This is a genomic window from Brytella acorum, from assembly GCF_029309905.1.
GTDB classification, from domain to species: Bacteria; Pseudomonadota; Alphaproteobacteria; order Acetobacterales; family Acetobacteraceae; genus Brytella; species Brytella acorum.
The window spans coordinates 544,665-557,307 of the sequence record NZ_JARBJP010000002.1 but is presented as its reverse complement, the minus strand read 5'-3'; the positions used below and the strand labels follow the sequence as shown (position 1 = coordinate 557,307).

Here is a 12,643-nt window from a genome sequence, read left to right as displayed (position 1 = left end):
AAGACCCGCGCGGTCGCACAGCCCCCCGCAACCCTTCGAAATGGCTCACTTTCAGAGCCATTTTCACGCATTGAAAATTCCCGTTTCAAAAGTTCGGCGTGAGCGGTTGACATCAAACCTCTCGCCATCTAATTCCCTGCCACCGGTCGCGATGGCGGCGTAGCTCAGCGGTAGAGCAGGGGAATCATAATCCCTTGGTCGGCGGTTCAAATCCGTCCGCCGCTACCATCCGGCCGGTCCTTCTCTTTTCAAATACCGAAAAAATAACGCCGCAACGCTATCATGGCATGGCGCGACGCCGTACATTCCCGCCATGAAAGCGCCCCTCGCCGTCGTCACAATGACCTATAACGAAGCCGAGCTTCTGCCCGTCTGGCGGAGTCATTATGCGGCCCAGGTCGGCGAAAGCGCGTGCCATGTGATCGATCATGGTTCCGACGATGGATCGACGCACGATCTTGGCAGAATCAATGTGCTTAGAATACCAAGATCGCCGCAGGATGATGACCGACGCGCGACGGCCATTTCTCTTTACTGTGCAGCGCTTCTCCAGTGGTACGACGCCGTCATCTATGTCGATGTGGACGAACTACTCGTCGCCGACCCCGCTCTCTTTCCCGATCTCGTAACTTTCGCCGCATGCTGGCCCGAACCGATCGCCACAGCGACAGGTTTCGATGTGATCCACGTGGACACCGAAGAAACGCCCATCGATTGGAGCCGACTCGTATCACTCCAACGCCGCTGGCTTCGCTTCTCAAGTGCGATGTGCAAATGCGTTCTTATTCGCCAGCCCGTTGTCTGGGCTCCGGGATTTCACAATGCGAACATCCTGCCCCACTTCAACGCACCCCTCTTTCTGTTTCATCTCCGCTATGCGGACCATGACGCCGGCATAAGGCGTCTCCAGCGCACCCGAACGCAACCCTGGGCGTACGAGAACGCTGGCGCCCATCAGCGCATGCCGGATATGGAGTGGTCATCCATGCTTGGTGGCATGGCGGGACTTCCACAAAATACGGACGTGTCTCTCACTACAGACTGCGGGGATCTCCGTCACTGGCGGGATAGGCTGCTCTCCAGCACGAGAGATCGCGCGGCAGACCGCTACAAACTCGATCTTCATTTGAGTGGCGACGCACTCTGGGCGCTTCCGGGCCGCTTCAGAGGACGCTTCTGAAGAGCGGCGATAGAAAGTCCCTCAAACGTAAACATCCGCCTTGCCGTACCGAATGGCAAGACAAGGCGGATGTTTACAACGCAGTTTATTGTGAAAATCAGTCCGCCGTTGCCTCGGAAACAGCCTCTTCTTCCTCGGGAACATGATTGGATGGCTGTTCTTCACCGTCCGGGCCACGGCGGTCGCCTGGCTGCTCAGAATACGCACGCTGGCGCGCCGCATGACGTTCCTGACGCTCGACCTGACTTTGCTGGGCAGCCTGATTCATCGCGTTGAGAATGCGAAAATAATGCTCGGCATGCTGAAAATAGGCTTCAGCGAGAATACGGTCGCCTGTACCGGTCGCATCCCGCCCAAGCTGAAGATATTTCTCGAATAGTTGCTGCGCCGTTCCACGAACGCGGAGGTCGGGACCATTACTATCGAAAACATGGTTTCTGTTGAGAGGCGTCTGCCCGTTACTCTGACGTGACCCACCGCCCCCGCCGCTTGGACGGTGATGGGGCCTTCTCATACGTTTCATGTTCATGAATCTGCCGAAGCACTTTCGTTTTCGCAGTTACGTTCAATCAGGCATGAAAACCGACGACGGCACTGCCGGGAATTAACGACCCTGGTTTGTAAACCTGAGAGGTCGGGCACCAAGCCGGACCTTATGATTTGCCGAGAGAAAACGATTTTTCAGACCGCCCTGACGCAAACCGAACGGGAACCAGGATCTGCGACCAAGCCGCGCTCACCAGACACTCCGTTCTTCACGCGTCTAACAGGAACATGCCTTTTTGACAACCGTTATTTAAATTCGACCGCCGGTCCAGCAGTCCTTTCAATCAGAAGGGCGCGGCCAATTCCGCCAAGGTCTTTGCGCACACCTCTAACCCTCAGTTCCATGTCGAGGGCAAGGCGCGCGACGTCCTCGTCCTGACCCTGACCGAGTTCGAAAATCGCGAGCCCGTCATCTGTCAGAAGGCGTCCCAAAGCCCCAATCAGCAGCCGGTACGCATCCAGACCATCCGTTCCCCCGTCGAGCGCACTGGCTGGTTCAAAGATTCGCACTTCCGGCATGAGAGACGAAATGACGTCTGTTTCGATATAAGGCGGATTGCTCAGAACCACGTCAAAACGTCCCTGTAGTGCATCCGCCCAATGACCACATAGAAAAGCGCTGCGCTCCCGCAATCCGTTCCCTGCCGCATTGCGAGATGCCAGAACCGCCGCGTCCGCCGACAGATCCACACCAACACCGAACGCATTCGGATACTCTGCCAGCGCCGCAAGAAGAAGGCATCCGGTGCCCGTCCCCAGATCAAGAATACGCAAACGCGATTGGCGTTCCGGACGGGCCTCCAGCAAGGCCTCGATCAAGGTTTCGGAATCGCCGCGAGGCACCAGAGTGGCCGGGGAAACGGCAAGATCAAGCGTCCAGAACCCTGTCCGTCCGGTAATGAGCGCCATGGGCTCGCGCATGCGGCGACGATCCACGGCCTGTTGAAAGCGCTTTGCGGCGTCTTCGGACATGACGTCACGCGTCAGAAGGGCTGTGAGATCGATTTGCAAAGCCCAGGCGGCCAGAAAGCGGGCCTCGCGACGCGAATCCTCGATACCCGCCTGACGCAGAAGGTCGGCGGCATCAGCAATCAAATCCCTCAGATTAAATTTTTTCAGGCTCATTCTCTCATGCTTACGCGCTATAAGAGGCGGCATGAAATCGATTTTTTCCGCTCTCATCGTGCTTTGTGCCACACAAGCCGCGCATGCAGGAGAGTTCACGGTGATTGACGATCGGGCCGATGTCGAAATCTCCGAAGTTTCCCGCCTTTACATCGACGGCAATCTGGCCGCGGTTTTTCGCCTCGACGAAAAAAGCGATCGTATCGTCAAGAAAGTCATGACGCCGGTTGGACGATTGAATCACGATTATGCTTTGTGCGGCGAGATCACGATTACGAACGATCGCGGCGAGAAAGAAACCCATCGCGTCAGCAGCGAAGGCGTCCTCAACAATCCGGACGGGCGCGTCTTCATGGCGTACGGCACGAACAACTTCACGGATTTCTATCTGCTCGACCCTAATGACCCCAATGCCGTGACCCATCACGCGGGCGCCACGAAAGTCTGCGCGGCGCCGATCAGCTGAAGGCGACGGTCAGTTGAAAGAAGAGGATCAGATGCCCTGATCGGCGAGCAGCGCGGCCTGCTCATCCTGCGTCAAGGCATCCACGATTTCGTCAAACTCCCCCATCATGACGCGATCGATCTTGTGGAGCGTCAGATTGATACGATGATCCGTCACCCGCCCCTGCGGGAAATTATAGGTGCGAATACGCTCCGAACGGTCTCCGGTGCCAACCTGCGATTTCCGATCGGCCGCACGGCTGGCATGGGCATGGGCGCGCTCCCGTTCATAAAGGCGGGCCCGAAGGATCTTCATGGCTTTCGCACGGTTCTTGTGCTGACTTTTCTCCTCCTGCATGGCCACGACGACGCCGGTCGGAAGATGCGTGATGCGTACAGCGCTCTCCGTCTTGTTGACGTGCTGACCGCCCGCGCCCGAGGCTCGGTAGACGTCGATGCGCAGATCGCCTTCGTCGATGGCAACGTCAACCTCCTCCGCCTCGGGAAGAACAGCCACCGTCACGGTCGAGGTATGGATACGGCCCTGACTCTCGGTCGCGGGCACGCGCTGCACGCGATGAACGCCGGATTCGTATTTGAGGCGCGCGAAAACCGACCGTCCCGAAATCGTCGCGATGCCTTCGCGCAAACCACCGAGATCGCTTTCGGCATATTCCATCGTCTCGAAACGCCAGCCATGCAGATCTGAAAACCGTTTATAGGCTCCGAACAGTTCTGCCGCGAACAACGCGGCCTCATCGCCACCGGCTGCGGGACGGATTTCGAGAATGGCGCTGCGCTCGTTGGCCTCGTCACGTGGAAGCAGGGCTAGTCGGACCTGCTGGCGAAGGGACGGAAGCCGGTCCTCCAGACCCGCGATCTCGGACTGGGCCAGCGCCCGCATCTCAGGATCTTCCAGAAGACCCTGGGTCTCCCGAAGTTCAGCCTCCGCATCCTGACATGCGTGAATGGCCTGCACGACAGGCTCGAGTTCCGAAAATTCGCGAGATGCCTGGACGAACGCCTCGCCCGTGCTCGCATCGGCCATCAGCGCCTGCAACTCGTCATAGCGCGCAACGATGCGCTGAAGACGCTCGTCAAATGCCACGGACTAGATCCCTGACGTCAGGACGCGCGGCAGTTCAGGAATCGCCACTTCGCGCTGGGCTCGTGTCGCAAGTTCTCGAAGCTGCACGTTGCCGCGGGCAAGCTCATCATCCCCAAGCAGAACAACATACGAGGCGCCCGACTTCACAGCGCGTTCCATACGCTTCTTGACCGAGCCACGCATTTCCATCTCGACGCGAAGCCCGACTTCCCGCAGGGACTGCGCCACGCGGATCGCGGCATTCAGCATGTCGTCGCCCATCGGGATCACGATGATCCCGTGGTCTTGCGCGGGTGTCTCGTCGAGAAGAAGCGCGAGACGTTCGATGCCGCCAGCCCAGCCGATGGCCGGTGTCGCCGGACCACCCATCTCCGAGACGAGCCCTTCATATCGGCCTCCGGCCAGAACCGTACCCTGCGCGCCAAGCTTGTCGGTCGTGAACTCAAAGGCCGTGTGGCTATAATAATCCAGACCGCGAACAATCCGGGGATTTTCGACGAACGGCACCCCAAAAGCAGCGAGTCCGCGTCGTAGCCCGTCCCAGAACCGTTTGGATTCGCCATTCAGATAATCACCGAACGCGGGAGCATCCTCGAGAAGCGCGCGGTCCTGCTCGGATTTGCTGTCCAGGATGCGCAACGGATTGGCTTCCAGCCTGTCGCGGCTTTCAGAAGAAAGAGCGTCTCTATGCGCGCGGAAGTAACCGACCAGCGCCTCGCGCCAGACCGTACGACTTTCGACATCGCCAAGCGTGTTGATTTCGAGCGTCACGGAATCCGTAAGTCCCAGAGCACGAAGGATCGCGTAACCCATAGCGATCGTTTCGGCATCTGACGTCGGGTCCGAAGTCCCCAGATACTCCGCGCCGATCTGATGAAACTGCCGGAAGCGCCCCTTTTGCGGGCGCTCGTAGCGAAACATCGGGCCGTTATAAAAAACTTTCTGCGGCAATGTCTGCGTCAGGCCATTCGTGACGAGTGCACGACAGATGGCCGCCGTGCCTTCCGGACGCAGCGTCAGGCTCTCGCCGCCGCGATCTTCGAAGGTATACATTTCCTTCGTGACCACGTCCGAAGTGTCGCCCAGCGTGCGGGAAAACACGCGCGTGTCCTCGAAGATGGGCGTGGCCCATTCTTCGTAGCCGTAAGTCGCCGTCACGCGTCGCGCCGTATCGACCACATGGGCATGACGACGCGCTTCTTCACCGATCAGATCATGTGTGCCGCGAGCGGGCTGAAGTCCACTCATCGATCAGGCAACCGGGTCCATCTGTTTGGCCGTGGTATCCGCGACCTTGCCAGCCTCGATATCGGAGACGCGCTGCTCGACCAGTTCGACGATATGCTCGATCATGCCATTGGCATCCATCGTATGGTCCTGCTTGCCGGCGGAATACACCATGTGCCGCCCCGATCCGCCGCCCGTCACGCCGATATCCGTCATGAGCGCCTCACCCGGACCATTGACGACACAGCCGATGATCGAAAGGGTCAGCGGTGTCTTGATATGCGCCAGACGGTCTTCAAGCGTCTGCACCGTCTCCACGACATTGAAGCCCTGACGCGCGCAGGACGGACATGAAATGATTTTCACGCCTCGATGACGCAGGCCGAGCGACTTCAGGATATCCCAGCCGACCAGCACTTCCTCTTCGGGCGCCGCGGAAAGCGAAACACGCATGGTATCGCCGATTCCGGCCCAGAGCAGGTTGCCAAGACCTATCGACGACTTGACCGTGCCGGCACGCTTCGACCCGGCCTCGGTAATGCCGATATGCAGCGGATGATCGCATGCATCGGCAAGCTGCTGATAAGCTGTCACCGCCATAAACACATCCGAGGCTTTCACGCTGATCTTGAACTCGTGAAAGTCGTGGTCCTGAAGGATTTTCGCGTGTTCGAGCGCGCTTTCAACGAGCGCCTCGGGGTTAGGCTCGCCATATTTTTCAAGCAGGTGCTTTTCCAGCGACCCCGCATTGACGCCAATACGGATCGAGCAGTTGTAATCGCGCGCCGCGTTGACGACTTCACGAACGCGCTCGGGACTGCCGATATTGCCGGGATTGATCCGCAGGCAGGCCGCACCGGCCTTCGCGGCCTCGATGGCGCGCTTGTAGTGGAAGTGGATGTCGGCCACGATCGGCACGTTCACTTCGCGCACGATCTCCGCGAGCGCCGCCGTGCTGTCCTGATCCGGGCAGGACACGCGCACGATATCGACCCCGGCCAGTTCCGAACGACGGATCTGTTCGATCGTCGCCTGGGCATCAGACGTCAGGGTGTTGGTCATCGTCTGGACCGAGACGGGCGCATCTCCGCCCACAGCGACCTTGCCGACGTGGATCTGGCGAGATTTGCGACGTTCAATGTGCTGATACGGGCGATAGCTGCTCATGATCTGTCCTTCCAGACGGGCGATCCGGCCCAGGGCCAGAGCGAGAGATGTGCCATTCGCGGCAGTTCGGACGATGCTCTAGCGCGGTTGCGCCAAATGTTCCAGTTGCCCCGCATTCAGGCGGTCGGTTTCGCTTGAATTCGTGGCGGGAGTCGCCGCTGGTGCCGGACGGCTCCGGGGGACGGTATTTTCGGCGGCGACCGGACGGGCAGGGACAGACGTCGTGTCCGGCGTCGCCCCGGCGAATTTGCCGCCAACGATATCATAAGCGGAGACGGGCACGCCTCGCAAAACCGCACCAGCCCGACCGAGCGGTCCCGTCGTCACGTTACCGGCGCGAAGCGTGATGCCGCCGGCGTTGCCGACCGTCATACGATAGGGCGCGCCCGAACCATCCGCCTGCCAGTTTTCTCCAGCCTTCAGGACCCGGTTCAGGACGACGCCGCCATTATGATCCTTGATTTGCACCCAGGAGTCGGCCGAAGCCTCGACGACAATCGCATCCGGCGAAAGGGTCGATGTCACGGGTGAAGACGCCGCTTCCTGCGGCATGACCGCCGGGACAGAGTTCACGGCAGGAGCAACCGATGGCGGCACACCCGTCGCCGGTGCGGACGGCGAGGATGCCGTTTCCGGTGTGGACGGGCCCGGATCTGGAGCCGTGGCACCTGAAACCGGGGTGCCCGGAACTGCGGCGGCTGTCGTCGGTGCGCTCCGTGGAGTCGGAGCTTCACCGCGTTCGGGCAGTACCGACGCAATCTGCGGAGACGTCGTACCTTTTTCCGTAACGCCCGGCATAAGCTCGTTCGCGGGCGGAACATAACGCGCGGTTTCGACTGGGACCGCTGAAAAGTGATAGTAACCCGCATAGGCCGCCACCACGGCAACCAGACCAATTCCGACCCACAGGCCCAATGGTATGGTCCGGTCGCTGACTGGCTGCGGGAAGCTCAGCGGAGGGACGCGCTCCATGCTCGCTGGACTGCCCTGACGGAACCTGGAAACCATCGCGGCACCGTCGAGACCGAGAGCATCCGCGTAGGTGCGCAGAAAACCGACCGCGTATGCCGTACCCGGAAGCGTCGCGATCTTGCCGCTCTCGAGCGCCTCGATATAGACGACGCGAATACGAAGCCACGCTTCGACCTGGGTCAGCGACAGGCCAAGCTCTTCGCGTCTGGCACGCAGAACGGCGCCCAGGGAGTCCGGATCATTCTCCTGATGCACATCGTCCCCCTTACGGCCTGGGAGCCGGTTCGGGCTGGCGTCCGTCGGCGTCATCCAGCCGCAAGTTCAGGCACCCGGCGCGCCGACATCCGCTCATCGCGAAGAATCAGGGCGTCAACCGCCTGTTCGACAAGCGAATCGATGATGTCGCGCACGGGACGGATCGTTTTTACCATGCCAACACTCTGCCCCGCCATCACGGAACCTTCCTCGACGTCCCCTTCGATCACGGCGCGTCGCAGGGCGCCCGCCCAGAAATGTTCAATTTCAAGCTGTGCATCCTCACGGGACACTTCGCCTTTCTGGAAGCGGCCCAGAACGTCGGCCTGATGCGCCATGAAGCGACGGGTTCCGCTGTTCGTCAAGCCACGAACAGGGATCACCGGGAAACGCTCGTCGAGCTGACTGGAGGTTATGGCGTCCCGTGCGCTGGCACGAATAAAGGCTTTCTTGAAATGCTCATGGGCGATGCTCTCGGCGGAGGCTGCGAACAGGGTTCCGAGCTGAGCACCTGCCGCGCCTCGCTCCAGATAGCTCAGGATGGCATCACCACGGCCAAGACCACCAGCCACAAACACCGGCACGTCACTGACATAGGGCAAAATTTCCTGGACAAGGACATTGAGCGAAACGGGACCGACATGACCGCCAGCCTCCGACCCCTCGATCACGAGTGCTTCGATGCCAAGCTTTACGAGCCTCTTGCCCAATGCCAGCGCGGGCGCGAACGCGATGGCCCGCGCGCCACCGTCACGGACCTGCCTGATCGTCGCGCCCGAAGGCACGCCACCGGCGAGAACCACATGCGTAACCTCATGCTCAAGACAGACAGCGACGAGCTTCTCCAGCTCAGGATGCATGGTGATCAGGTTCACGCCAAAAGGTCGATCCGTCAGCGCCCTCGTGGCCGAGATCTCCTCGGCCAGGCGTTCCGGCTGCATGGCGCCACAGGCAATCACCCCGAAACCACCCGCGTTGGAAATCGCGGAAACGAGATGACGTTCACTGACCCAGGACATCGCTCCGCCGAGGATGGAGACCTCGCTACCCAGAAAATCGCATCCGGCCTGCCACAGGTCCTGAAGCTGGCGGCGGGCGATCGCGCGGCGATTCACATCGTTCACGGCGTTTTCCATTTTACTGCGCATCCAGGCCGAAGGCCGTATGGAGCGTGCGAACGGCAAGTTCCGTGTATTCCGCGCCGATCAGCACGGAAATCTTGATTTCGCTGGTCGAAATGACCTGAACATTGATGCCGCGATCCGCGAGCGTCTGAAACATCGTGCTGGCAATACCCGCATGCGAGCGCATTCCCATGCCCACGACGCTGATCTTCACGACATCGCTGTCACGCGCCAGCTCGCCATAGGAAATATCGGCGCGACAGCCCTCGAGAACTTCGAGCGCCCGGGCCTCGTCGGCCTTCCCAACCGTGAACGTCAGGTTGGTCATGCCATCGGCGCCCGTGCTCTGGACGATCATGTCGACATTCACGCCATTGCGCGCCAGCGGCGTGAAGATCGCAGCGGCGATGCCAGGACGGTCCGGAATACGCCGGATCGAGATCTTGGCCTCATCGCGCGAATAGGCGATGCCCGTAACAACCTGCTTTTCCATAATCTCGTCCTCGTCCACCACCAGCGAGCCCGCATCGTCACACGGAGGTTCAAAGCTGGAGAGCACCCTCACCCGTACCTTTTCCTTCATCGCCAGGCCAACGCTGCGTGTCTGAAGAACCTTGGCCCCGACGGACGCCAGCTCGAGCATTTCCTCGAAGGAGACGCGTTCCAGCTTGCGGGCTTTCTTCACGATCCGCGGATCGGTCGTGTAGATGCCGTCCACATCGGTATAGATGTCGCATCGATCCGCATTGATGGCCGCCGCCACGGCCACGGCCGATGTGTCGGAGCCGCCGCGCCCCAGCGTCGCGATGCGTCCGTCCGGACCGATGCCCTGAAATCCGGCAATGACCGGCACTTCGCCGGACGCCATGCTGGCCAGCAGAGCGGCGCCGTTGACCCCCTCGATGCGCGCTTTCCCATGCGCCTCATCCGTGCGCAAGGGAATCTGCCACCCGAGCCATGAGCGCGCTGGAACGCCCAGCTTTTGCAGCGCGATCGCCGTCAGACCACTTGTCACCTGCTCGCCACTCGCGACGACGGCATCATATTCACGAGGGTCGAAGAGAGGATCGAGGCTTTCACAGTAACCGACCATGCGATTGGTCACGCCCGCCATCGCCGACACGACGACGGCAACCTGATGGCCCTGGTCATAAGCGTGCTTTACGCGCTCGGCCACAGCGCGAATACGATCGAGATCAGCAACGGAAGTACCCCCGAACTTCATGACGATCCGGGTGCGGGGCGTAGACATCGTGCACTTGGCTCCGATACGAAACGGACAGGGTCTTTTCGCCATACCCGGACTCTGCTCGCCGGATCTGACAATGAAGGCAGGGAAAGGCCGGGTCCATTACCGATTTCAAGGCATCTCGTCCAGTGCGGAGCGCATATGGCAGACATGTCAACAAGGTTACACAATGTCACAAACTACATCGTCCTCGGTCTCGGAACAGGAAATCGCACGCTTCGGACAGCTCGCGCGCGACTGGTGGGACCCCCAAGGGCCCATGCGTCCGCTCCATGACATGAACCCGCTGCGGACGCGCTGGGTGGAAGAACGCGTCCGGCCCCTGCAAGACGTCGGACACAAATCGCTTCGACTGCTCGATATCGGATGTGGCGCGGGACTGGCGAGCGAAGCCTTCGCGAAATTCGGATTTGAGGTCTGCGGGCTCGATGCATCTCCCGACGGGATCGAGGCCGCCCGCGCGCATGTCGCCACCTACCCTCTGCCAGCCGGTGCGGGAGACCTGTCTTATCGCTGCGGGAGTGCGGAAGAGCTTTGTGCCGAGAAGCAGACATTTGACGTCGTGACGGCTCTCGAAGTCATCGAGCATGTCACGGACCCGCAACAGTTCATGCATCTGCTGGCGAGCCTGACCCGCCCCGGCGGCATGGTCTGCGTATCGACCATGAACCGCACGTTGCGCGCGTTGGCCGTCGCCAAGATCGGCGCCGAATACATCGCACGCCTCCTGCCCAAAGGCACGCATGACTGGAAGAAGTTCATCAAGCCCGACGAACTCGCCGCCATGGGACGTGCGGCGGGACTGCGCATGACCGATATCGCGGGCATGAGCTTCACGCCGACGATGTGGCGGACGACGCGCGACACGTCGATCAATTATATCGCGATGTTCACACGCGGCTGAGACCTCGACGAACGCGTTCCTGCGGGCATGCGCTCCGCAGGAACTTCCGCGAGATCAGCCCACCGTGTCCAGAAACGCAAAGGTCGTCGGACTGCCGACCGGTGTAAACTGTCCGGTAAAAGCGATTTCACCTGTATGCGGATCGACCTTGAAAGACGTCACGGTGTCGCTGCGCTGGTTGGCGCAGAAGATGAAAGAACCGGACGGATCCAACATCATGGCCCGGCCATAATCGGCATGCATCCAGGCTTCGTCCTGAAGCTTGAGCGTGCCGTCTTCCGCGATGGTGAAAACCGCCAGAGAATCGCCCAGGCGATTGGATGCGTAGAGAAATTTCCCGTTCGCGGAAATGATGATCTCCGCCGCGAGCGTGCTTCCGCGGAAATGCGACGTCACGGTGCTGACCGACTGAAGATTCGATATCGCCCCCGTCGCCGGATCGAAGCTCGATACGATCACCTTCGAGTCCTGCTCGCACAGATTGTAAATCAGCTTGCCGTTCGGCGAAAAAACGAAGTGACGGGGAGCCGAGCCCGGCGTCATGTCATAATAGGGCTTCGCTGCGGGTTCGAGCTTGCCGGTCGCCAGATTCAGATGCCACACATAGATTCTATCCAGTCCGGCATCGTCCGCCAGTACGAAGTGGCCACTCGGATCGCTGGAGATCATATGGGGATGAGACCCGGAATGATCCGAGACAGCAAAATTTCCCTGCGGATTATCGGCAGCCCTCTCCGGCTGTCGCGGCCCCGAGTTATGCACGACGTCTGTCACCTCTCCCAGAGAGCCGTCGGGACGAATGGGCAGAACCGCGACGCAGCCGCCATTATAATTCGCGACCAGGACATAGCGACCGGAATGATGAACGCTCAGATGAGCCGGTCCGGCGCCGCCGGAACTGACGGTATTGAGCTTTTTGAGCGAACCATCGCTCCGGTCCACGGCGAAGGCGGTGACCGCACCGTGTCCGGCCTTGTTGTAATCGCTGATTTCGCTGAGCGCGTAGAGGAAGCGATGATCCTGCGAAAGCACGATGAACGACGGACTGGCAATATCGGTAAAGGTCGTCACCGGCGTCAGAACGCCGGTCTGTCGATCCATTTCAAAAACGGCGATGCCCTCGCCATTCCCTTCCACACCTGGAGGGCAGTGTTTGGTATAACCACCGACGAAGCAGATTGTGCGGGACGCCTTTGCGGGGAGCGAAGACGGAATGCTGTCCGATGTCGTCTGCGCAACGCCCTTGCGTGCGCAGACCAGGCCAAACGTTCCCGCGATCATCAGTCGACGCGTCAAATGGGCAGAATGCATGTTGGACTTCCTCGATAACGCCCCTGCCCGT

12 protein-coding genes and 1 tRNA gene are annotated in these 12,643 nt (G+C 60.3%); 4 read left to right on the top strand and 9 right to left on the bottom strand.

The genetic code is table 11. The annotated features are described in order from the left end of the window. The first annotated feature begins 153 nt into the window (after window positions 1-153). Both PWM43_RS05895 and PWM43_RS05890 read left to right on the top strand, forming a co-directional pair. Window positions 154-228: transfer RNA gene (locus PWM43_RS05895), tRNA-Met, on the top strand. 85 nt (window positions 229-313) lie between these two features. Continuing rightward, on the top strand, window positions 314-1,180 hold the full coding sequence (locus tag PWM43_RS05890; protein ID WP_289841620.1) for a glycosyltransferase family 2 protein: 867 nt from the start codon (window positions 314-316) through the stop codon (window positions 1,178-1,180). A 97-nt stretch (window positions 1,181-1,277) separates the two neighbouring features. Here the strand turns inward: PWM43_RS05890 and PWM43_RS05885 are convergent, their stop codons facing one another. Further along, on the bottom strand, window positions 1,278-1,703 hold the full coding sequence (locus PWM43_RS05885) for a DUF4167 domain-containing protein (protein ID WP_289841619.1): 426 nt from the start codon (window positions 1,701-1,703) through the stop codon (window positions 1,278-1,280). Between the two features lie 269 nt (window positions 1,704-1,972). Continuing rightward, window positions 1,973-2,851 (bottom strand): peptide chain release factor N(5)-glutamine methyltransferase, encoded by an 879-nt coding sequence (gene prmC / locus PWM43_RS05880; RefSeq protein ID WP_289841618.1) that lies wholly within the window; start codon window positions 2,849-2,851, stop codon window positions 1,973-1,975. A 31-nt stretch (window positions 2,852-2,882) separates the two neighbouring features. On the opposite strand from prmC, the gene PWM43_RS05875 reads away from it, so the two are divergent. Then, a complete protein-coding gene (locus tag PWM43_RS05875) occupies window positions 2,883-3,317 on the top strand; it encodes a hypothetical protein (protein WP_289841617.1) in 435 nt (144 codons plus the stop codon). Window positions 3,318-3,344: 27 nt separating this feature from the next. Here PWM43_RS05875 and prfA read toward each other — a convergent pair whose 3' ends face one another. The 6 genes from prfA to PWM43_RS05845 all read right to left on the bottom strand — a co-directional run bounded on the left by prfA (window position 3,345) and on the right by PWM43_RS05845 (window position 10,400). Continuing rightward, the gene (prfA, locus tag PWM43_RS05870; RefSeq protein WP_289841616.1) at window positions 3,345-4,403 is read right to left on the bottom strand and encodes a peptide chain release factor 1; all 1,059 of its coding nucleotides are present in this window, start codon (window positions 4,401-4,403) and stop codon (window positions 3,345-3,347) included. Between the two features lie 3 nt (window positions 4,404-4,406). Next, window positions 4,407-5,651 carry a histidine--tRNA ligase gene (hisS, locus tag PWM43_RS05865; RefSeq protein ID WP_289841615.1) on the bottom strand — a complete coding sequence of 415 codons (1,245 nt, stop codon included), beginning with the start codon at window positions 5,649-5,651 and terminating at the stop codon, window positions 4,407-4,409. Window positions 5,652-5,654: 3 nt separating this feature from the next. Further along, entirely contained in the window at window positions 5,655-6,797 is a 1,143-nt protein-coding gene (gene ispG, locus PWM43_RS05860) for a flavodoxin-dependent (E)-4-hydroxy-3-methylbut-2-enyl-diphosphate synthase (RefSeq protein WP_289841614.1), read from the bottom strand. Window positions 6,798-6,875: 78 nt separating this feature from the next. Continuing rightward, on the bottom strand, window positions 6,876-8,078 hold the full coding sequence (locus PWM43_RS05855; RefSeq protein ID WP_289841613.1) for a helix-turn-helix domain-containing protein: 1,203 nt from the start codon (window positions 8,076-8,078) through the stop codon (window positions 6,876-6,878). Continuing rightward, window positions 8,075-9,160, bottom strand: a complete 1,086-nt coding sequence (locus PWM43_RS05850) for an NAD(P)H-dependent flavin oxidoreductase (protein WP_289841612.1) — start codon at window positions 9,158-9,160, stop codon at window positions 8,075-8,077. Before PWM43_RS05850 ends, PWM43_RS05855 begins: the two co-directional genes overlap by 4 nt. A gap of 1 nt (window position 9,161) precedes the next feature. Then, a complete protein-coding gene (locus PWM43_RS05845) occupies window positions 9,162-10,400 on the bottom strand; it encodes an aspartate kinase (RefSeq protein ID WP_289841611.1) in 1,239 nt (412 codons plus the stop codon). A 166-nt stretch (window positions 10,401-10,566) separates the two neighbouring features. On the opposite strand from PWM43_RS05845, the gene ubiG reads away from it, so the two are divergent. Further along, window positions 10,567-11,301 (top strand): bifunctional 2-polyprenyl-6-hydroxyphenol methylase/3-demethylubiquinol 3-O-methyltransferase UbiG, encoded by a 735-nt coding sequence (ubiG, locus tag PWM43_RS05840; protein WP_289841610.1) that lies wholly within the window; start codon window positions 10,567-10,569, stop codon window positions 11,299-11,301. Between the two features lie 54 nt (window positions 11,302-11,355). Here ubiG and PWM43_RS05835 read toward each other — a convergent pair whose 3' ends face one another. Beyond that, a complete protein-coding gene (locus PWM43_RS05835; RefSeq protein ID WP_289841609.1) occupies window positions 11,356-12,612 on the bottom strand; it encodes a lactonase family protein in 1,257 nt (418 codons plus the stop codon). Between the last annotated feature and the right edge of the window lie 31 nt (window positions 12,613-12,643).